This window comes from Streptomyces sp. NPDC088732 (assembly GCF_044751205.1).
GTDB lineage: Bacteria > Actinomycetota > Actinomycetes > Streptomycetales > Streptomycetaceae > Actinacidiphila.
In genome coordinates this window covers 20,943-44,500 of the sequence record NZ_JBIVLI010000008.1, presented here as the reverse complement: position 1 = coordinate 44,500, position 23,558 = coordinate 20,943, and the positions used below count along the sequence as shown (strand labels likewise).

Annotated in this window: 1 protein-coding gene; it reads left to right on the top strand. The window is 72.3% G+C overall.

Features of this window, described 5'->3' with window-relative positions:
• Positions 1-166: 166 nt before the first annotated feature.
• Entirely contained in the window at positions 167-23,551 is a 23,385-nt protein-coding gene (locus tag ACIP9H_RS15625) for a type I polyketide synthase (RefSeq protein WP_401959419.1), read from the top strand.
• Positions 23,552-23,558: the final 7 nt, after the last annotated feature.

Genomic DNA, 23,558 nt, shown 5'->3' with positions numbered 1-23,558 from the left:
CCGCGCATCCTGGTGCAGTCGCACGTCAAAAGGCTGAGCCCAGGGCCGAGTCAACCGGTTACCGCCTAGGGGCCCGTAGGGGATTGGTAGGGGTTTCTCGCCCTTGCCCCGCATGCGAGAGTGACCCCTGGTCTTGGGTTCTTGTCCGGGGGTAATGGAGCGTGCGATGGTGAATGAGTCCGGAGAATTCCCGTCCGAGATCCACGCCGTTTCCGAATCCGTACCGGATGCCTTCGAGGATGTCTTGTCGGACGCGGGGCCGGAGGCACGGCCGGACGCCCCGTCATGGCGCGAGCGGCTGATCCTCCTGACCGACGCCGAGCAGCACACCGCCCTGCTCGAATGGGTCACCTCGCTGGTCTCCGCCGCGCTCCGCGACTCCGCCCCCGCCGTGCTCGACCCTCAACGGCCCTTCCTGGAACTCGGCTTCGACTCCCTCGCCGCCGTCGACCTGCACGCCCGCCTCACCGCGGGCACGGGCCTGCGCCTCCCCGTCACCCTCGCCTTCGACCACCCCACCCCCGCCGCCCTCACCCGGCACCTGCGCGCCGCGCTCCTCGGCCTGGACGACACCGACGCGTCGCCCGTCACCGCCGCCGTCGGCAGCGACGAACCCATCGCCATCGTCGGCATCGGCTGCCGCTTCCCCGGCGGCGTCCAGTCCCCCGAAGCGCTCTGGGACCTCGTCGCCGCGGGCACGGACGCCGTCTCCGCATTCCCCACCGACCGCGGCTGGGACCTCGACGCGCTCTACGACCCCGACCCCGAGCGGGCCGGTACGAGCTACACCCGCGAGGGCGGATTCCTCCACGACGCCGCCGAGTTCGACGCCGCGTTCTTCGGCATCTCCCCGCGTGAAGCGCTCGCCATGGACCCCCAGCAGCGGCTGCTGCTGGAGACGTCCTGGGAGGCGTTCGACCGGGCGGGCGTCGATCCCGCGGGACTGCGCGGCGGCCAAGTCGGCGTGTTCGTCGGCGCGGAGACCCAGGAGTACGGCCCCCGGCTCCAGGACGCCACCGACGGCTTCGAGGGGTACCTCGTCACCGGAAACGCGGCCAGCGTCGCGTCCGGCCGCATCGCGTACACCTTCGGCTTCGAGGGCCCGACGGTCACCGTCGACACCGCCTGCTCCTCCTCCCTCGCCGCCCTCCACCTCGCCGTCCAGGCCCTGCGCACCGGGGAGTGCTCCATCGCCCTGGCCGGCGGCGTGGCCGTCATGGCGAGCCCCGGTTCCTTCATCGCCTTCAGCCGTCAGCGGGGCCTGGCCCCCGACGGCCGGTGCAAGCCGTTCGCCGCCGCCGCAGACGGCACGGGGTGGGGCGAGGGCGTCGGCATGCTGCTGGTGGAGCGGCTGTCGGACGCGCGCCGCAACGGGCACCAGGTGCTCGCGGTGGTACGGGGCTCCGCCATCAACCAGGACGGCGCCAGCAACGGCCTGACAGCTCCGAGCGGCCCCTCGCAGCAGCGCGTGATCCGCCAGGCCCTCGCCAACGCGGGCCTGTCGGCAGCCGATGTGGACGCGGTGGAGGCCCACGGCACGGGTACGACGCTGGGCGACCCGATTGAGGCGCAGGCGCTGCTCGCGACGTACGGACAGGGCCGGGGCGACGGCGGGCCGCTGTGGCTCGGTTCCCTGAAATCGAACATCGGTCACACGCAGGCCGCGGCCGGTGTCGCCGGCATCATCAAGATGATCATGGCGATGCGGCACGGTGTACTGCCGCGGACCCTCCACGTCGACGAGCCCACCCCGCACGTCGACTGGGAGGCCGGAGCCGTCTCCCTGCTCACCGAGCCCGTCGACTGGCCCCGGGGCGACCGCCCGCGCCGCGTCGGCGTGTCCTCGTTCGGCATGAGCGGCACCAACGCGCACACCATCATCGAGGAGCCCCCGGCCGAGGACGCGGACGCCACCACCACCGGTAACGGCGTGTCCGGGGACGGCGCCTCGCGCCCGCCGGAGCTCCTGCCCTGGGTACTGTCCGCGAAGACCCCCGAAGCCCTGCGCGCCCAGGCCCGGCGGCTCGCCGGCCATGTGACCGCCGACCCGGGACTCACCCCCGCCGACATCGGCCACTCCCTGGCCACCACCCGCGGGGTCTTCGAACACCGCGCCGTCGCCCTGGGCCCCGACCGGGACGCGCTCCTGCGGGCGCTCGACGCCCTCGCCGACGGCACCGACACCCCCGCCGCCGTCCACGACGAGCCCGCCACCGGCCGGCTCGCGTTCCTGTTCACGGGGCAGGGCAGCCAGCGCCTGGGCATGGGCCGTCAGTTGTACGACACCTGCCCGGAGTTCGCCGACGCCCTCGACGACGCGTGCTGGTACCTCGACGACCAGCTCGAACTCCCCCTTCTCGACGTGCTGTTCGCGGAAGAGGGAACGCCGGAGGCCGCGCTCCTCGACGAGACCGCCTACACCCAGCCCGCGCTGTTCGCGGTCGAGGTGGCGCTGTTCCGGCTCCTGGAGAGCTGGGGGCTGCGGCCGGACCTCGTGTCGGGCCACTCGGTCGGCGAGATCGCCGCCGCGCACGTGGCGGGGGTGTTCTCGCTGGAGGACGCGTGCACGCTGGTGGCGGCCCGCGGACGGCTCATGCAGGCGCTGCCGGGCGGTGGCGCGATGATCGCGGTCCAGGCCTCGGAGGACGAGGTCCTGCCGCTGCTGGACGAGCGCGTGAGCATCGCGGCCGTCAACGGCCCCCGGTCGGTGGTCATCGCCGGTGACGAGGACGCCGCGAAGAACGTCGCCGCCCACTTCGCCGCGCAGGGCCACAAGACCAAGCATCTCGTCGTCAGCCACGCGTTCCACTCGTTCCACATGGACGGCATGCTGGACGAGTTCCGCCGCGTGGCCCAGGTGATCGAGTACGGCACCCCGACGCTTCCCCTCGTCTCCCTCCTCACCGGACGCGCCGCCGGCGCCGCCGAACTGACCGATCCCGAGCACTGGGTCCGCCACGCCCGCGACGCCGTACGGTTCCACGACGGCATCCGGACGCTCGAAGCCCGCGGCGTCACCACGTACCTCGAACTCGGCCCCGACGCCGTGCTCACCGCGATGGCGCAGGACTGCGTCGACACCCGGGGTACCGCCTTCGCCGCGGCCCTGCGCTCCGGCCGCGCCGAGGCCACCACCCTGCTCAGCGCCGTCGCCCGCGCCCACGTCCGTGGCGCGGCCGTCGACTGGAGCCGCCTCTTCACCGGCAGCGGCGCCCGGCGCGTGGACCTGCCGACGTACGCCTTCCAGCGCTCGCGCTATTGGATGGACGCGGGCCCCGGGACCGCCGCTCACGTGGCACACGGCCCGGACACCGCCGACACCGCCTTCTGGGACGCGGTCGAGCAGGAGGACGTGGCCGGACTCGCGACGGCGCTCGGACTCGACCTCGACGGCGACCGTCCGCTCAGCGAACTGATCCCCGCCCTGTCGGCGTGGCGCCGGCGGCGGCGCACGGAGTCGGAGGTGGACGGCTGGCGGTACCGGGTGGTGTGGAAGCCGCTCGCCGAGGCTTCCGGTGCCCGCCTGTCCGGGACGTGGCTGGTGGCCGTCCCGGCCGGGAGTGACGTCGACGAGCCGGTGGTGGACGCGCTGGCGGGGCGCGGTGCCGAGGTGCGCCGGGTCGAGGTCGAGCCGGACATGCACCGGGGCGCGCTGGCGGGGCTGGTCGGCGGTGAGTGGGCGGGTGTCGTGTCGATGCTCGGGCTCGCCGGCACGGTCGCGTTGGTGCAGGCGCTGGGCGACGCCGGGGTGGAGGCCCGTGTCTGGGGCCTGACCCGGGGTGCGGTGTCCGTGGGCCGGTCGGACCGGCTGGCGTCGCCGGTGCAGGCGCAGGTGTGGGGACTGGGCCGGGTCGCCGCCATGGAGGTTCCGGAGCGCTGGGGCGGTCTGATCGACCTGCCGGAGGTGCTGGACGAGCGGGCGCAGACCCGGCTCATAGGCGTGCTGGCCGGCTCCGGTGAGGACCAGGTCGCGGTGCGGTCGACCGGCGTGTTCGGGCGGCGGCTGGTGCGGGCGTCGCTGCCGGAGAGCACGGGGTCGTGGACCCCGTCGGGCACGGTGCTGGTCACGGGTGGCACGGGCGCGCTGGGTGGTCGTGTCGCGCGGTGGCTGGCGGAGGCTGGTGCGTCGCGGCTGGTGCTGATCAGCAGGCGCGGGACGGATGCGCCCGGTGCCGCCGAGTTGGTGGCGGAGCTGGGCGTCGAGGTATCGGTCGTGGCGTGCGACGCGTCCGACCGGGATGCGCTGCGTGCGGTGCTGGCCGAGCACGCGGAGTCCCTGACCGCCGTCGTTCACACGGCGGGTGTGCTGGACGACGGCGTGCTGGACGGCCTGACCGCGGAGCGCGTCGAGAATGTCGTGCGGGCGAAGGCCACGTCGGCGCTCAACCTGCACGAGCTGACGATCGAACTCGGCTTCGAGCTGGACGCGTTCGTGATGTTCTCGTCCATGAGCGGCACCATCGGCGGGGCGGGCCAGGGCAACTACGCCGCCGCGAACGCCTTCCTGGACGCCCTGGCGGAGCAGCGTCGCGCCGACGGCCTCGCGGCGACATCGATCGCGTGGGGCCCGTGGGCCGAGGGCGGCATGGCCGCCGGCGAGACGACGGACGCCCGTATGCGGCACGAAGGCGTCCCGCCCATGGCGCCCGAGTCGGCCATGGCGGCCCTGGCACCGGTCGTCGCCTCGGGCGAGGCCTCGCTGACCGTCGCGGACCTCGACTGGGACCGCTTCGCGCCCTTCATGACGTCCGTCCGGCCGCTCCCGCTGATCGGCGCCTTCATCACGCACGCGGAGACCGTCACGGGCGCCGACGTGGCAGGCACCGCGGCGCGCCGCCTCGCGGGGCTGACGGCGGCGGAGCAGGAGCGTGAGCTGCTCACCCTGGTGCGTACGCACGTCGCGGCCGTCCTCGGTCACGGCGGAGCCGAAGCGGTCGGCGCCGACCGCGCCTTCAAGGAACTGGGCTTCGACTCCCTGACGGCCGTCGAACTGCGCAACCGCCTCGGCGCGGCCACCGACCTGCGCCTGCCCACCACCCTCGTGTACGACTACCCGACCTCGACCGCGCTCGCGGCCTTCCTGCGCCACGAACTGCGGGGCGCGCAGCCGGAGGTGACGGGGCCGGTCACCGCGGCGGCGGCCGCCGACGACGACCCGATCGCCATCGTGGCGATGAGCTGCCGCTTCCCGGGCGGCGTGCGCACCCCGGAGGAGCTGTGGACGCTCCTCGCCGACGGGGCCGACGCGATCGGCGACTTCCCCTCCGACCGCGGATGGGACCTGGCCGGCCTCTACAGCGCCGACCCCGACCGCCCCGGCACCACGTACACCCTGGAAGGCGGATTCCTCCACGACGCCGCGGACTTCGACGCCGGCCTCTTCGGGATCTCGCCGCGCGAGGCGCTGGCGATGGACCCGCAGCAGCGGCTGCTGCTGGAGACGTCGTGGGAGGCGTTCGAGCGGGCCGGCATCGCCCCGTCGTCGCTGCGCGGCAGCCAGGCTGGCGTCTTCGTCGGCACCAACGGGCAGGACTACCTCTCGCTCGTCACCGGTGACACGCACGGACTGGAAGGACACGTCGGCACGGGCAACGCGGCGAGCGTCGTCTCCGGACGGCTCTCCTACGTCTTCGGGCTCGAAGGCCCCGCGATCACCGTCGACACGGCCTGCTCGTCCTCGCTGGTGGCCCTGCACCTCGCCGTCCAGGCGCTGCGGCAGGGCGAGTGCTCGCTCGCCCTGGCCGGCGGCGTCACGGTGATGTCGACGCCTGAGGCCTTCGTGGACTTCAGCCGTCAGCGGGGCCTGGCGGAGGACGGCCGGATCAAGGCGTTCGCCGCGGCGGCCGACGGTACGGGGTGGGGTGAGGGCGTCGGCATGCTGCTCGTCGAGCGGCTGTCGGATGCGCGGCGCAACGGCCATCCGGTGCTCGCTCTCGTTCGTGGTTCGGCGATCAACCAGGACGGCGCGAGCAACGGACTGACCGCTCCGAACGGCCCCTCGCAGCAGCGCGTGATCCGCGCCGCCCTGGCCGGCGCCGGTCTGTCGGCCGCGGACGTGGACGCGGTGGAGGCCCACGGCACCGGTACGCGGCTGGGTGACCCCATCGAGGCCCAGGCACTGCTGGCCACCTACGGTCAGGGGCGCTCGCCGGAGCAGCCGCTGCTACTGGGGTCCGTGAAGTCGAACATCGGTCACACGCAGGCCGCGGCCGGTGTCGCGGGCATCATCAAGATGGTGCTGGCGATGCAGCACGGGGTACTGCCCCGCACCCTGCACGTGGACGAGCCGACCCCGCACGTCGACTGGTCCGCGGGCGAGATCGCCCTGCTGACCGAAGCCGTCGACTGGCCCGAGACCGGGCGGCCCCGGCGCGCCGCCGTCTCGTCCTTCGGCCTCAGCGGTACCAACGCCCACACGATCGTCGAACAGGCCCCGGCGCCGGCGCGTGCCGACGAGCCCCAGGCCGACACGGCACCCTCGGTGCTGCCGGTCCTGCTCTCCGCACAGAGCACGACCGGTCTCCGGGCCCAGGCCGCGCGCCTGGCCGCCCACGTGGCGTCGCAGCCCGAAGTCTCCGCCCTGGGTGCGGCATTCACGCTGGCGACCGCTCGTACGGCCCTGGAGACACGCGCGGTCCTGGTCGGCGGCACCGGCAACCGCGATGCGCTGCTCGCCGGGCTCAACGGCCTCGCCGCGGGCGAATCGCCCTACGGCCTCGTGCGGGGCACGGTCACGACCGGCGCACTCGCGTTCCTGTTCACGGGGCAGGGCAGCCAGCGCCTCGGGATGGGACGGGAGCTCTACGAGGCTTACCCTGCGTTCGCGGACGCGCTGGACGCGGTCTGCGCCCACCTGGACGCCCACCTCGATGTGGCACTGGGGACTGTGCTGTTCGGCGACGATGCGACGGTTCTGGACCGGACGGAGTTCGCGCAGCCGGCGTTGTTCGCGGTGGAGGTGGCGCTGTTCCGGCTGCTGGAGTCGTGGGGCCTGGCGCCGGACTTTGTGTCGGGGCATTCGGTGGGTGAGATCGCCGCCGCGCATGTGGCGGGGGTGCTGTCGCTTGAGGACGCGTGTGCACTGGTGGCGGCGCGTGGGCGGTTGATGCAGGCGCTGCCGACGGGTGGCGTGATGATCGCGTTGCAGGCCTCGGAGGACGAGGTTCTGCCGCTGCTGAGCGAGCGTGTGAGCATCGCGGCCGTGAACGGGCCGGAGTCGGTGGTGATCGCGGGTGATGAGGATGCCGCGGTCGCGATTGTCGAGTCCTTCGCGGGGCGGAAGTCGAAGCGGTTGACGGTCAGTCATGCGTTCCATTCGCCGCACATGGACGGGATGCTGGAGGCGTTCCGCGAGGTGGTGGCTGGGCTGTCGTTCGAGTCGCCGCGCATCTCGGTGGTCTCGAACCTGACCGGCGCCGTGGTCGCCGACGAGATGGCCTCGGCGGACTTCTGGGTGCGCCATGTGCGGGAGGCCGTGCGCTTCCTGGACGGTGTGCGTGCTCTGGAGGCGGCAGGGGTCAGCACGTTTGTGGAGCTGGGTCCGGACGGTGTGCTGTCGGCGATGGCGCAGGACTGTGTGACGGGCGAGGGCGCGGCCTTTGTTCCGGTGCTTCGCAAGGGCCGTCCGGAGGCCGAGAGTGCCGTCACGGCGCTGGCGCAGGCACATGTGCGGGGCCTGGAGGTGGACTGGGCCGGGTACTTCGCCGGCACGGGTGCGCGGCGCGTGGACCTGCCGACCTATGCCTTCCAGCGGACGCGGTACTGGCCCGAGGCCCAGCAGGACGCTGCCACTCCCGCCGGGAAGACGGTCGACACCGTCGACGCACGCTTCTGGGATGTCATCGAGCACGAGGACCTGACGACCCTCGAATCCATGCTCGGCCTTGAGGACACCGCGTCCTGGGGGAACATGGTCACGGCTCTGTCGGCTTGGCGCCGACGTAGCCAGGACCAGGCCAAGGTCGACGGGTGGCGTTACCGGACCAGCTGGAAGCCGGTGAAGGCGACCGCCGAAGCGCGGTTGTCCGGCGCGTGGTTGGTGGCGGTTCCGGTCGGGAGTGACGTTGACGGGCCGGTGGTGGGTGCGCTGGCGGGGCGCGGTGTCGAGGTGCGCCGGGTCGAGGTCGCGGCCGATGTGGACCGGGCCACGCTGGCGGGGCTGGTTGGCGGTGAGTGGGCGGGTGTCGTGTCGATGCTCGGGCTCGCTGACACGGTGTGCCTGATCCAGGCTCTGGGTGATGCCGGGGTGGGTGCTCCGCTGTGGTGTCTGACGCGAGCCGCTGTCTCGGTGGGCCGGTCGGATCGGTTGGTGTCGCCGGTGCAGGCGCAGGTGTGGGGTCTGGGTCGGGTGGCGGCGCTGGAGGTGCCGGAGCGTTGGGGCGGTTTGATCGACCTGCCGGAGGTGCTGGATGAGCGTGCGCTGTCCCGGTTGGTGGGTGTGCTGGCTGGTTCGGGTGAGGACCAGGTGGCTGTGCGTTCGTCCGGGGTGTTCGGGCGGCGGTTGGTTCGGGCCTCGCTGCCGGAGGGTGCGGGGTCGTGGGTTCCGTCGGGCACGGTGCTGGTGACGGGTGGCACGGGTGCGCTGGGTGGTCGTGTTGCGCGGTGGTTGGCGGAGGCTGGTGCTGAGCGGCTGGTGCTGACCAGCCGGCGCGGGATGGACGCGCCCGGTGCTGCTGAGCTGGTGGCGGAGCTGGGGGCCGAGGTCACGGTCGTCGCGTGTGATGCCTCCGACCGTGAGGCGCTGCGGGCTGTGCTGGCTGAGCACGCCGATTCCCTGACCGCGGTCGTTCATACCGCTGGTGTGCTGGATGACGGCGTGCTGGATGCGTTGACTCCTGAGCGCCTTGAGACTGTCTTGCGGGCGAAGGCCGTGTCGGCGTTGAACCTGCATGAGTTGACGGTCGAGCTGGGTGTCGAGCTGGATGCGTTCGTGCTGTTCTCGTCGATGAGCGGCACGGTCGGTACGCCTGGTCAGGGCAATTACGCGGCTGCGAATGCCTTCCTGGACGCTCTTGCCGAGCAGCGTCGTGCGGACGGCTTGGCGGCGACGTCGATTGCGTGGGGTCCGTGGGCCGAGGGCGGGATGGCGGCCGATGAGGCGCTTGCGGCTCGGATGCGTCGGGATGGTGTTCCGCCGATGCGGGCGGATCTGGCGATCAGTGCGTTGCGGTCGGCGGTCGGTTCCGGTGGGGCCGTGTTCACCGTGGCCGACGTGGAATGGGACCGCTTCCTCGCAGGATTCACCGCCGCACGCCCCAGCTCGCTGTTCGGTGAACTGCCGGAGGTGCGTCAGGAGCACACTGCCCGGACCGCCCTGGCCGGCGTGGTCGCGGACGTCCCGGATTCCGTCTCGTTCGTCGGTCGCTTGTCCGCTCTTTCTGCGGGTGAGCAGGAGCGTGAACTGCTGGATCTGGTTCGGGGCCACGTGGCTGCTGTGCTTGGTCACGGCGGGGTCGATGCGGTGGGCGCGGGTCGGGCGTTCAAGGAGTTGGGCTTCGACTCGCTGACGGCCGTCGAACTGCGGAACCGGTTGGGTGCGGCCACTGAGCTGCGGTTGCCGGCGACGCTGGTCTACGACTACCCGACGTCGGCTGCGCTGGCGGAGTTCTTGCGGAGCGAGCTGCTGGGGACGGTCCGTGTCGCGGATGCGGATCTGCCCGCGGCGGTCGCCACCGATGACGATCCGATCGCGATTGTGGCGATGAGCTGCCGGTTCCCGGGCGATGTGCGGTCTCCGGAGGACCTGTGGCAGTTGCTGGTGACAGGGACGGACGCGGTGGGGGAGTTCCCCGTGGACCGCGGCTGGGACCTGGACCACCTCTACGACCCCGACCCGGAGCGTGCCGGCACCTCGTACACGCGCGAGGGCGGTTTCGTCGCAGGGGCGGCGGAGTTCGACGCGGACTTCTTCGGGATCTCGCCGCGTGAGGCGCTGGCGATGGATCCGCAGCAGCGGTTGCTGCTGGAGACGTCGTGGGAGGCGTTCGAGCGGGCCGGTATCGATCCGACTGTTCTGCGCGGGAGCCGGACGGGTGTGTTCGTCGGCACCAACGGCCAGGACTACCTTTCCCTCGTCGCCCGGGAGCCGGAGGGCCTGGAAGGCCACATCGGCACGGGCAACGCGGGCAGCGTGATGTCGGGTCGCGTCTCGTACGCGCTGGGGCTGGAAGGCCCTGCGGTGACCGTGGACACGGCCTGCTCCTCGTCGCTGGTGGCTCTGCATTGGGCGGTGCAGGCGCTGCGGCAGGGCGAGTGCTCCATGGCGCTGGCCGGTGGCGTGACGGTGATGTCGACGCCTGAGACCTTTGTCGACTTCAGTCGTCAGCGGGGCCTGGCGGAGGACGGCCGGATCAAGGCGTTCGCCGCCGCCGCGGACGGTACCGGCTGGGGCGAAGGCGTGGGCATGCTGCTGGTGGAGCGGCTGTCGGACGCGCGGCGCAACGGTCACCCGGTGCTCGCTCTCGTTCGTGGCTCCGCAGTGAACCAGGACGGCGCGAGCAACGGCCTGACCGCGCCCAACGGCCCCTCTCAGCAGCGCGTGATTCGCCAGGCCCTGGCCAGCGCCGGTCTGTCGGCTGCGGATGTCGACGCGGTGGAGGCGCACGGCACGGGCACCCGGCTGGGTGACCCGATCGAGGCGCAGGCGCTGCTGGCGACCTACGGCCAGGAGCGTGCCGAGGGCGGATCGCTGCTCCTCGGGTCGATCAAGTCCAACCTCGGTCACACGCAGGCCGCGGCCGGTGTCGCGGGCGTCATCAAGATGGTGCTCGCGATGCAGCACGGGGTACTGCCGCAGACCCTGCACGTGGACGAGCCGACGCCGCACGTGGACTGGACGGCCGGAGACATCGCGCTGCTCACCGAGCAGCGGGAGTGGCCGGAGACGGACCGCCCGCGTCGGGCCGGCATCTCGTCCTTCGGCATCAGCGGCACCAACGCCCACACGATCATCGAACAGGCCCCGGTCGTCGTCACCGAGGTCGGCGACGACGCCGAATCCTTGTCGCGGATGCCGGGCGACGCTCTTCCGTACGTCCTGTCGGCCAGATCCCCCGAGGCCCTGCGCGCCCAGGCAGCCGCCCTCAGCGTCCATCTGGCAGGGGCGGGTGCCGCCCCGGGGCCCGTCGACCTCGCGTATTCGCTCGCAACCGGGCGCGCGCACCTGGACCACCGTGCGGTCGTCCCGGCCCGGAGCACGCGCGAAGTCGCGGACCTGCTCGCACGGCTGGCCGCCGGTGAGCAGCTTCCCGCCGTCAGCACGGACACGGTGGATGACGGGCGCGTGGCGTTCCTGTTCACGGGGCAGGGCAGCCAGCGCCCGGGGATGGGCCGAGAACTGTACGAGGCCTACCCCGTGTTCGCGGACGCGCTGGACGCGGTCTGCGCCCACCTGGACGTGCACCTCGACAGCCCGCTGCGGGACGCTCTCTTCGGCGAGGCGGACGAGGGTCTGCTGGACCGCACGGAGTTCACCCAGCCCGCGCTGTTCGCGGTGGAGGTGGCGCTGTTCCGGCTGCTGGAGAGCTGGGGGTTGCGGCCGGACTTCGTGTCGGGGCATTCGGTGGGTGAGATCGCCGCCGCGCATGTGGCGGGGGTGCTGTCGCTTGAGGACGCGTGTGCGCTGGTGGCGGCGCGTGGGCGGTTGATGCAGGCGCTGCCGACGGGTGGCGTGATGATCGCGGTGCAGGCGTCGGAGGACGAGGTTCTGCCGCTGCTGAACGAGCGCGTGAGCATTGCGGCCGTGAACGGGCCGGAGTCGGTGGTGATCGCGGGTGACGAGGACGCCGCGGTCGCCATCGTCGAGTCCTTCGCGGGGCGGAAGTCGAAGCGGCTGACAGTTAGTCATGCGTTCCATTCGCCGCACATGGACGGCATGCTGGAGGCGTTCCGCGAGGTGGTGGCGGGGCTGTCGTTCGAGTCGCCGCGCATCCCCGTGGTCTCGAACCTGACCGGGGCCCTGGCCACCGACGAGATGCTCTCTCCCGACTTCTGGGTGCGGCACGTGCGCGAAGCGGTGCGCTTCCTGGACGGAGTCCGGACGTTGGAAGCAGCCGGGGTCACCACGTACGTCGAACTCGGCCCGGACGGCGTGCTGTCGGCTCTGGCCCAGGAGTGCGTGACAGAGGGGGCGGTGTTCGTCCCCGTCCAGCGTGCCGCCCGTCCCGAAGTCGAGAGCCTGGGCGCTGCCCTCGCACAAGCCCATGTCAGGGGCCTCTCGATCGACTGGCATGGGTACTTCGCCGGCTCGGGCGCTCGGCGCGTGGACCTTCCGACCTATGCGTTCCAGCGCCGCCGGTTCTGGTTCGAGCCCACCACCGCGGTCGGTCCTGACGCACCGGCCGCTGCCTCGGACTCCTGGTTCTGGGACGCGGTGGAGCGAGAGGACCTCGCATCGCTGGCTGCCGCTCTCGACGCGGAGGAGGACGAGGCTGCCTGGGGCAGCGTCCTGCCTGGCCTGGCGGCGTGGCGTCGGCAAGGTCGGGAGCGGTCGGAGGTGGACGGCTGGCGGTACCGGGTGATGTGGCAGCCGCTGACCGATGTCGCTGCTGGTCAGCTGACGGGCGCGTGGTTGGTGGTGGTGCCGGCCGGGAGCGGCGTTGACGGGCCGGTGGTGGGTGCGCTGGCGGGGCGTGGTGTCGAGGTGCGTCGGGTCGAGGTCGCGGCTGATGTGGACCGGGCCACGCTGGCGGGGCTGGTTGGCGGTGAGTGGGCGGGTGTCGTGTCGATGCTCGGGCTCGCTGACACGGTGTGCCTGATCCAGGCTCTGGGCGATGCCGGGGTGGGTGCGCCGCTGTGGTGTCTGACGCGAGGCGCTGTCTCGGTGGGCCGGTCGGATCGGCTGGTGTCGCCGGTGCAGGCGCAGGTGTGGGGTCTGGGTCGGGTGGCGGCGCTGGAGGTGCCGGAGCGCTGGGGCGGTCTGATCGACCTGCCGGAGGTGCTGGACGAGCGGGTGCTGTTCCGGTTGATGGGTGTGCTGGCTGGTTCTGGTGAGGACCAGGTGGCGGTTCGGTCGTCCGGGGTGTTCGGGCGGCGGCTGGTTCGGGCCTCGCTGCCTGAGGGTGCGGGGTCGTGGGTTCCGTCGGGCACGGTGCTGGTGACGGGTGGCACGGGCGCGTTGGGTGGTCGTGTTGCGCGGTGGTTGGCGGGTGCCGGTGCCGGGCGGCTGGTGCTGACCAGTCGGCGCGGGATGGACGCGCCGGGTGCTGCTGAGCTGGTTGCGGAGTTGGGTGTCGAGGTTTCGGTGGTTGCGTGTGACGCCGCTGATCGTGAGGCGTTGCGGGCTGTGCTGGCTGAGCACGCCGATTCCCTGACGGCAGTGGTGCACACGGCCGGCGTGCTGGACGACGGCGTGCTGGATGCGTTGACTCCGGACCGTCTCGAGACCGTTCTGCGGGCGAAGGCCGTGTCGGCGTTGAACCTGCATGAGTTGACGGTCGAGCTGGGTGTCGAGCTGGATGCGTTCGTGCTGTTCTCGTCGATGAGCGGCACGGTCGGTACGCCTGGTCAGGGCAATTACGCGGCTGCGAATGCCTTCCTGGACGCTCTTGCCGAGCAGCGTCGTGCGGACGGCTTGGCGGCGACGTCGATTGCGTGGGGTCCCTGGGCCGAGGGCGGGATGGCGGCCGATGAGGCGCTTGCGGCTCGGATGCGTCGGGATGGTGTGCCGCCGATGCGGGCGGATCTGGCGATCAGTGCGTTGCGGTCGGCGGTCGGTTCCGGTGGTGCCGTGTTCACCGTGGCCGACGTGGAGTGGGACCGCTTCCTCGCAGGATTCACCGCCGCACGCCCCAGCTCGCTGTTCGCCCGGCTGAGCGAGGCGCGTGCGACGCGACCCGCTGATGTTGACGTAACCTCCGACGCCAGGAATTCTGCGTCTCTTGCAGCTCGCCTGTCCGCCCTTTCTGCGGGTGAGCAGGAGCGCGAACTGCTGGAACTGGTTCGGGGTCAGGTTGCCGCTGTGCTTGGTCACGGCGGGGTTGATGCGGTGGGCGCGGGTCGGGCGTTCAAGGAGTTGGGCTTCGACTCGCTGACGGCGGTGGAGTTGCGTAACCGGCTGGGTGCGGCGACCGAGCTGCGGTTGCCGGCGACGCTGGTCTACGACTACCCGACGTCCGCTGCGCTCGCCGGGTATCTGCGGGGTGAGCTGCTGGGGACGATCCGGGTCACGGATGCCGACCTCCCCGCGGCGGTCGCCACCGATGACGATCCGATCGCGATCGTGGCGATGAGCTGCCGCTTCCCCGGTGGCGTCACCACTCCCGAGGACCTGTGGCACCTGCTGGTGACGGGGACGGACGCGGTGGGGGAGTTCCCCGTCGACCGCGGCTGGGACCTGGAGCAGCTCTACAGTCCGGACCCTGATCGTCAGGGGACGTTCTATGCCCGTGGAGGTGGATTCCTCTACGGGGCCGCCGAGTTCGACGCGGACTTCTTCGGGATTTCGCCGCGTGAGGCGTTGGCGATGGATCCGCAGCAGCGGTTGCTGCTGGAGACGTCGTGGGAGGCGTTCGAGCGGGCCGGCATCGACCCGTCCTCGCTGCGCGGCAGCCGGACCGGCGTGTTCGTCGGCACCAACGGACAGGACTACTACCTCTCCCTCCTCGCCGGGGAGACCGAAGGCCTCGAAGGCCACCTCGGGACGGGCAATGCCGGCAGCGTGATGTCGGGTCGTGTCTCGTACGCGCTGGGGCTGGAAGGCCCTGCGGTGACCGTGGACACGGCCTGCTCCTCGTCGCTGGTCGCTCTGCATTGGGCGGTGCAGGCGCTGCGGCAGGGCGAGTGCTCCATGGCGCTGGCCGGTGGCGTGACGGTGATGTCGACGCCTGAGACCTTTGTCGACTTCAGTCGTCAGCGGGGCCTGGCGGAGGACGGCCGGATCAAGGCGTTCGCCGCCGCAGCCGATGGCACGGGCTGGGGTGAGGGCGTGGGCATGCTGCTGGTGGAGCGGCTGTCGGACGCGCGGCGCAACGGCCACCCGGTGCTGGCGCTGGTGCGGGGTTCGGCGGTGAACCAGGACGGTGCGAGCAACGGTCTGACCGCGCCGAACGGCCCGTCGCAGCAGCGCGTGATCCGTCAGGCCCTGGCGAGCGCCGGGCTGGCGGCCTCGGATGTGGACGCGGTGGAGGCGCACGGCACGGGCACCCGTCTGGGCGACCCGATCGAGGCGCAGGCGCTGCTGGCGACCTACGGCCAGGACCGGTTGCCGGAGCAGCCGTTGTTCCTGGGGTCGGTCAAGTCCAACCTCGGTCATACGCAGGCCGCGGCCGGTGTCGCGGGCGTCATCAAGATGGTGCTGGCGATGCGGCACGGGGTGCTGCCGCAGACGCTCCACGTGGACGCGCCGACCCCGCACGTCGACTGGTCGGCCGGAGACATCGTCCTGCTCAGGGATCAGCAGCAGTGGCCCGACACCGGACGGCCCCGGCGCGCCGGCATCTCGTCGTTCGGCATCAGCGGCACCAACGCCCACACGATCATCGAACAGGCCACCGAGGCCGCACCGGCGGACGAGGCGGTTGCCGATCGTCCGGCGACATCGGCATGGGTACTCTCGGGCAAGTCCGAGGATGCCCTGCGTGACCAGGCGGCACGCCTCCACGCCCGCCTCGACGCCCGCACCGACCTGCGTCCGGTGGACATCGGCCGTGCGCTGGCAACCGGTCGGGCCGCGCTCGACCATCGTGCCGTCATCGTCGCCGACGACCGCGACGCGTTCCTCCAACGGCTTGCGTCCGTGGCCGGCGGGGAGTCTGTGGGTGTGGTGACGGGATCCCCGGTCGCGGGCAAGCTCGCGTTCCTGTTCACGGGGCAGGGCAGCCAGCGACTGGGCATGGGCCGGGAGTTGTACGACTCCTATCCCGTGTTCGCGGACGCCCTGGACGCGGTCTGCGCCCGGATGGACGCGTACCTCGACGTGCCGTTGAGGGATGTGGTGTTCGGGGAGGACGCCGCGGTTCTGGACCGGACGGAGTTCACCCAGCCCGCGTTGTTCGCGGTGGAGGTGGCGCTGTTCCGGCTGCTGGAGTCGTGGGGTGTGCGGCCGGACTTCGTGTCGGGGCATTCGGTCGGTGAGATCGCCGCCGCGCACGTGGCGGGAGTCTTCTCCCTGGAGGACGCGTGCGCCCTGGTGGCGTCGCGGGGGCGGTTGATGCAGGCGCTGCCGGCCGGCGGCGTGATGATCGCGCTTCAGGCGTCGGAGGACGAGGTCCGGCCGCTGCTCACCGACCGGGTGAGCATCGCCGCCGTCAACGGTCCGCAGTCCGTCGTGATCGCCGGTGACGAGGACGGCGCCACGGCGATTGCGGCCTCCTTCGCAGGGCGGAAGTCGAAGCGGCTGCAGGTCAGTCATGCGTTCCATTCGCCGCACATGGACGGGATGTTGCAGGCGTTCCGGGAGGTGGTGTTCGGGCTGTCGTTCGAGATGCCGCGTATCCCGGTCGTCTCGAACCTGACCGGTGCCGTGGTCACGGATGAGATGGCGTCCGCGGACTTCTGGGTGCGGCACGTCCGTGATGCCGTGCGCTTCCTGGACGGCGTCCGCACCCTGGAGGACGCCGGGGTCACCACGTACGTCGAACTCGGCCCGGACGGCCTGCTGTCGGCGATGGCGCAGGAGTGCGTGACGGACGGTGGCGTGGCGTTCGTTCCGGTGCTGCGCAAGGGCCGTCCGGAAGCCGAGACCGCCGTCACGGCTCTGGCGCAGGTGCACGTGCGAGGCGTGGAGGTCGACTGGCGGACGTTCTTCGCCGGGGCCGGCGACCGGTACATCGACTTGCCGACTTATGCGTTCCAGCGACAAAGGTACTGGCCGGAGCCCATCGACGCGCCTCAGCCCGGCGCCACCGCCGATGCCTCGGACGCTCACTTCTGGGACGTGGTGGAGCGGGAGGATCTGACCTCGCTGCTGGCGGAGTTGGACGTGTCCGGTGATGCGTCGCTGGGTGAGGTGCTTCCGGCGTTGTCGGCGTGGCGTCGGCAGGGTCGTGAGCGGTCGGAGGTGGACGGCTGGCGGTACCGGGTGGTGTGGAAGCCGCTCGCCGAGGCCTCCGGCGCGCGGTTGTCCGGGGCGTGGCTGGTGGTCGCGCCGGCCGAGGGCGCGGACGACGCCCCGGTCGTGGGCGCGCTGGCGGACCGGGGCGCTGACGTTCAGCGGGTCGAGGTCGGCCCGGGCACGGATCGCGCGGCGCTGGCGGGGCTGGTCGCCGGTGAGTACGCGGGTGTGGTGTCGCTGCTGGACCTCGCCGGCACTGTAAGTCTGGTCCAGGCTCTGGGTGATGCCGGTGTGGACGCCCGGGTGTGGTGTCTGACGCGGGGTGCGGTGTCGGTCGGGCGGTCGGACAGGTTGACCGCGCCGACGCAGGCGCAGGTGTGGGGACTGGGCCGGGTGGCCGCGCTGGAGGCGCCCGAGCGTTGGGGTGGTCTCATCGACCTCCCCGGGTTCCTGGACGAGCGGGCGCAGTCCCGTCTGGTGGGTGTGCTGGCCGGTTCCGGTGAGGACCAGGTGGCTGTGCGCTCCACGGGTGTGTTCGGCCGACGGCTGGTCCGCGCGGCGCTGCCGGAGGACACGGAGTCGTGGACCCCGTCCGGGACGGTGCTGGTGACGGGTGGCACGGGCGCGTTGGGTGGTCGTGTTGCGCGGTGGTTGGCGGAGGCTGGTGCCGAGCGGCTGGTGCTGACCAGCCGGCGCGGGATGGACGCGCCCGGTGCAGCGGAGCTGGTGGCGGAGTTGGGCGTCGACGTCTCGGTCGTTGCGTGTGACGCCGCTGACCGTGAGGCACTGCGGGCGGTGCTGGCTGAGCACGCCGATTCGCTGAGCGCCGTCGTCCACACGGCCGGTGTGCTGGACGACGGCGTGCTGGATGCCCTGACCCCGGACCGTGTCGAGACCGTTCTGCGGGCGAAGGCCGCGTCGGCGGCGAACCTGCACGAGCTGACGATCGAACTCGGCATCGTGCTGGATGCGTTCGTGCTGTTCTCGTCGGTCAGTGGCACGGTCGGCACGTCCGGGCAGGCGAACTACGCGGCTGCGAACGCCTTCCTGGACGCTTTGGCGGAGCAGCGTCGTGCGGACGGCCTGGCGGCGACGTCGATCGCGTGGGGTCCGTGGGCCGAGGGCGGCATGGCCGCCGACGAGGAGATGGCGGCCCGCATGCGCCGGGGCGGGGTCCCGCCCATGAAGGCCGGGTTCGCCATCACGGCGATGGGACGCGCCGTCGGCGCCGCGGACGCCACCGTCGTGATCGCGGACTTCGTCTGGGAGCGCTTCGCCTCCGAGTTCACCGCCGGGCGCCCCAGCAACCTCTTCGCCGAGCTGGTGGACGCAACGCCTGTCCCTGCGAACGCCACCACGACCGATGCGTCGGTTGTCGTGGCGTCGACCACCCTGGCTGAGCGGCTGGCGGCCCTTCCCCCGGCTGAGCGGGAGCGTGAACTGCTCGGACTGGTGCGTGCCCAGGTCGCGGCGGTGCTCGGTCATGCCGGGGTTGATGCGGTGGGCGCGGGTCGGGCGTTCAAGGAGTTGGGCTTCGACTCGCTGACGGCGGTGGAGTTGCGTAACCGGCTGGGTGCGGCGACCGAGCTGCGGTTGCCGGCGACGCTGGTCTACGACTACCCGACGTCCGCGGCGCTGGCGGAGTATCTGCGGGGTGAGCTGCTGGGGACGGTGCGGGTCGCGGATGCCGATCTGCCCGCGGCGGTCGCCACCGATGACGATCCGATCGCGATCGTGGCGATGAGCTGCCGCTTCCCGGGCGGCGTGCGGACCCCGGAAGACCTTTGGCACCTGCTGGTGACGGGGACGGACGCGGTGGGGGAGTTCCCCGTCGACCGCGGCTGGGACCTGGAGCAGCTCTACAGTTCCGACCCTGATCGTCAGGGGACGTTCTACGCCCGCGGAGGTGGATTCCTCTACGACGCCGCCGAGTTCGACGCGGACTTCTTCGGGATCTCGCCGCGTGAGGCGCTGGCGATGGATCCGCAGCAGCGGCTGCTGCTGGAGACCTCGTGGGAGGTGTTCGAGCGGGCCGGCATCGACCCCGGCTCCCTGCGCGGGAGCCAGGCGGGCGTCTTCGTCGGCACCAACGGCCAGGACTACGCCACGGCACTCCAGTCGATCCCCGACGGCATCGAAGGATTCCTGGGCACGGGCAACGCGGCCAGCATCGTCTCCGGCCGGCTCTCCTACGCCTTCGGGCTCGAGGGTCCCGCGATGACGGTCGACACGGCCTGCTCCGCGTCCTTGGTCGCCCTGCACCTCGCCGCGCAGGCCCTGCGCAGTGGCGAGTGCTCACTGGCCCTGGCCGGCGGTGTGACCGTCATGTCGTCGCCGGGAACGTTCATCGACTTCAGTCGTCAGCGGGGCCTGGCGGAGGACGGCCGGATCAAGGCGTTCGCGGCTGCCGCGGACGGTACCGGCTGGGGTGAGGGCGTCGGCATGCTGCTGGTGGAGCGGCTGTCGGACGCGCGGCGCAACGGCCACCCGGTGCTCGCTCTCGTTCGTGGTTCGGCGGTGAACCAGGACGGTGCGAGCAACGGTCTGACGGCGCCGAACGGCCCGTCGCAGCAGCGCGTGATCCGCCAGGCCCTGGCGAGCGCCGGGCTGGCGGCCTCGGATGTGGACGCGGTGGAGGCGCACGGCACGGGCACCCGTCTGGGCGACCCGATCGAGGCGCAGGCGCTGCTGGCGACCTACGGCCAGGACCGGATGCCGGAGCAGCCGTTGTTCCTGGGGTCGATCAAGTCCAACCTCGGTCACACGCAGGCCGCGGCGGGCGTCGCGGGTGTCATCAAGATGGTGCTGGCGATGCGGCACGGCGTCCTGCCGCAGACCCTCCACGTCGATGAGCCGACCCCGCACGTCGACTGGTCGGCCGGAGACATCGCCCTGCTCACGGAACAGCAGCAGTGGCCCGACACCGGACGGCCCCGGCGCGCCGGTATCTCGTCCTTCGGTATCAGCGGCACCAACGCCCACACCATCGTGGAGCAGGCCCCGGACGACATCGCCGTGACGGCCGTGCCGGACCGGCCCGCGGTGATGCCGTGGGTGCTGTCGGCGAAGAACGGGACGGCGCTGGGCGTCCAGGCCGAAAGGATCAGGGCGCACATGGCGGCCCACCCGCTGCTGGACCCGCTCGATGTGGCGTACACCCTTGCCACGTCGAGAGCCGCGCTGGAGCGGCGCGCGGTCGTCGTGGCGGGGGAGCGGGAGGGGTTGCTGACCGCGCTGACGGCCCTGGCCGCCGGCGATGACGTGGCCTCGCTGCACCTGGGGACCGCGGCCGACGGCTCGCTCGCGTTCCTGTTCACGGGGCAGGGCAGCCAGCGACTGGGCATGGGCCGGGAGTTGTACGACGCCCACCCCGTGTTCGCCGACGCGCTGGACGCGGTCTGCGCGCAGATGGACGCATACCTCGATGTGCCGTTGAGGGATGTGGTGTTCGGCGAGGACGCCGCGGTTCTGGATCGTACGGAGTCCACCCAGCCGGCGCTGTTCGCGGTCGAGGTCGCGCTGTTCCGGCTCGTCGAGTCGTGGGGCGTGACACCGGACTTCGTGTCGGGGCATTCCATCGGTGAGATCGCTGCCGCGCATGTGGCCGGGGTGTTGTCGCTGGACGACGCGTGCGCGCTGGTCGTGGCCCGCGGCCGGTTGATGCAGGCGCTGCCCACGGGCGGCGTGATGATCGCGGTGGAAGCTGCCGAGGACGAGGTCCTGCCGCTGCTGGACGAACGGGTGAGCATCGCCGCCGTCAACGGCCCGCGGTCGGTGGTCGTCGCGGGTGACGAGGACGCCGCGGTCGCCATCGCGTCGTCCTTCGAGGGCCGCAAGTCCAAGCGCCTGACGGTCAGTCACGCCTTCCACTCCCCGCACATGGACGGGATGCTGGCCGACTTCCGCAAGGTCGCCGAGGGGCTGTCCTACGCCCCGCCCCGTATTCCGCTGGTCTCGAACCTCACCGGCGCCCTGGTCACGGACGAGGTGACGTCGCCCGACTTCTGGGTGCGCCACGTCCGCGAGGCCGTCCGCTTCCTGGACGGCGTCCGCGCGCTGGAGGCCGCGGGCGTCACCACCTACATGGAGCTGGGCCCGGACGGCGTGCTGTCCGCGATGGCCCAGGACTGCGTGACCGGAGAGGGCGCTGCCTTCCTCCCCGTCCTGCGCAAGGGCCGCCCCGAGCCGGAGACGGCGGTGACCGCCCTCGCCCGGGCCCACACCCGGGGCGCCACCGTCGACTGGGCGCGGTTCTTCGCCGGGACCGGCGCCCGCCGTGTCGACCTGCCCACCTACGCCTTCCAGCGCGAGCGCTACTGGCTGGAGGAGGCCGACGCCGCCACCTCCGGCGAGGACGTCGACCGGCGGTTCGGTGCGGCGGACGCACAGTTCTGGGAGGCCGTCGACAACGCGGACCTCGCCTCGCTCGCGGGCACCCTGGGCGTCGACACCGACCAGCCGCTGAGCGCACTGCTGCCCGCCCTGTCGGCGTGGCGACGGCAGCGCCAGGAGGAGTCCGTCGTGGACGGCTGGCGGTACGGCGTCACCTGGAAGCCACTGGGCCTTCCCGCCACCGGAGGCCCGTCCGGGACGTGGATCGTCGTGAGCACGGCGGAGGACGGGGAGGGAGCCCTTCCCGGCGTCTCCGGTGCCCTGGCGGCGCGCGGGGCGGACGTGCGGAATCTCGTCGTCACCGAAGCCGAGGCCGGCCGGGAGGCACTGGCGGGCCGCCTGCGCGAGATCGCCGGAGCGGGCGGGGCCGGCGGCGTCGCGGGCGTCGTGTCGCTGCTGGCCTTCGCCGAGCAGCCGCATCCCGTGCACGGCGCCGCGCCTGCAGGGCTGTTGCTGACGGGAGCGCTGGTGCAGGCGCTGGGCGACATCGGCATCACGGCACCGCTGTGGTGCGTCACGTCGGGGGCGGTCTCGACCTCGGCGGCGGACCGCCTGACGAGCGTCGCGCAGGCCCAGGTGTGGGGCCTCGGCCGGGTCGTGGCCCTGGAGCACCCCGACCGCTGGGGCGGCCTCGTGGACCTGCCCGGCACCGTGGACGACCGGGTCCTCGACCGGCTGGTCGGCGTCCTCGCGGGCCGCGGGGACGAGGACCAGATCGCTGTCCGCACAACTGGCCTGCTGGCGCGCCGCATCCAGCACGACCCCGACCGCGCGCCCGCGGTGGACCGCACGCCGTGGCGCCCCCGCGGCACCGTCCTCGTCACCGGCGGAACGGGCGCCCTCGGCGGGCACGTCGCCCGCTGGCTGGCGGCCCACGGCGCGGAGCACCTGGTGCTGGTCGGCCGGCGCGGGCCGCAGGCACCCGGCGCCGCCGAACTGGTCGCCGAGATCGGCGCCTTGGGCGCCCGGGCCACGGCGGTGGCCTGCGACGTGACCGACCGCCAGGCCGTCGCCGACCTGCTGGCGCGGCTGCGCGGACCGCGGACCGGCGCAGGAACGGACGGAACGGCCGGAGCCGGCCTCACCGCCGTCTTCCACACGGCGGGCGCCGGGCAGTTCGCTCCGCTGGCCGAGACAGGCCCCGGCGACGTGGCCGACGTCCTCGCCGCCAAGGTCGCCGGCGCCGCCCACCTCGACGAACTCCTCGGCACGGCCGACCTCGACGCCTTCGTCCTCTTCTCCTCCATCGCGGGTGTGTGGGGCAGCGGCGGCCAGGCCGCCTACGCCGCCGCCAACGCCCACCTCGACGCCCTGGCACAGCACCGCAGGGCCCGCGGGCTGACGGCGACCTCGGTGGCCTGGGGCCCCTGGGCCGAGGGCGGCCTCGTCGCCGACGACGGCGCGGAGGAGCAGCTGCGCCGGCGCGGACTGCCCGCGATGGCGCCGAACCGGTCCATCGCGGCGCTCCAGCGTGCCCTGGACGGTGACGAGACCACCGCGATCGTGGCCGACGTCGACTGGCAGCTGTTCGCCCCGGCCTTCACCGCCGCCAGGCCGCGCCCGCTGATCGGCGACCTGCCCGAGGTGCGCCGCGCGCTCGCCGCGGGACAGGAAAGCGTCACTGCGTCCACGGACGAAGCCCCCGACCTCCAGGCGCAGTTGCGGGGGCTGCCCGTGGCCGACGCGGAGCGGGTCGTGCTCGACCTCGTCCGTGCGCAGGTCGCGGCCGTCCTCGGTCACCAGGGCGCGGCGTCGGTCGAGGCCGGGCGCGCCTTCAAGGAACTGGGCTTCGACTCACTGACCGCCGTCGAACTGCGCAACCGGCTGCAGACCGCCACCGGGCTGCGCCTGCCGGCCGCCCTCGTCTTCGACCACCCCACCCCCTCGGCGCTCGCGGCGCACATCCGCGCGGAAGTCGTCGGCGAGGACACCACCCCCGCACTGCCCGCCCTCGCGGAGATCGACAAGCTCGAGTTCCTCCTGTCGTCCGTCCCCGAGGACACCACCGAACGCGCCCGCGTCACCGCACGGCTCGAATCCCTCCTGGCGAAGTGGAACCGGGCGGAACGAGCGGCCACCGGAGGGGGCGAGGACGAGGAGATCGAAATCGCGTCGGCGTCCGCCGACGACCTCTTCGACCTCATCAACAAAGAATTCGGAAAATCCTGAACCGATG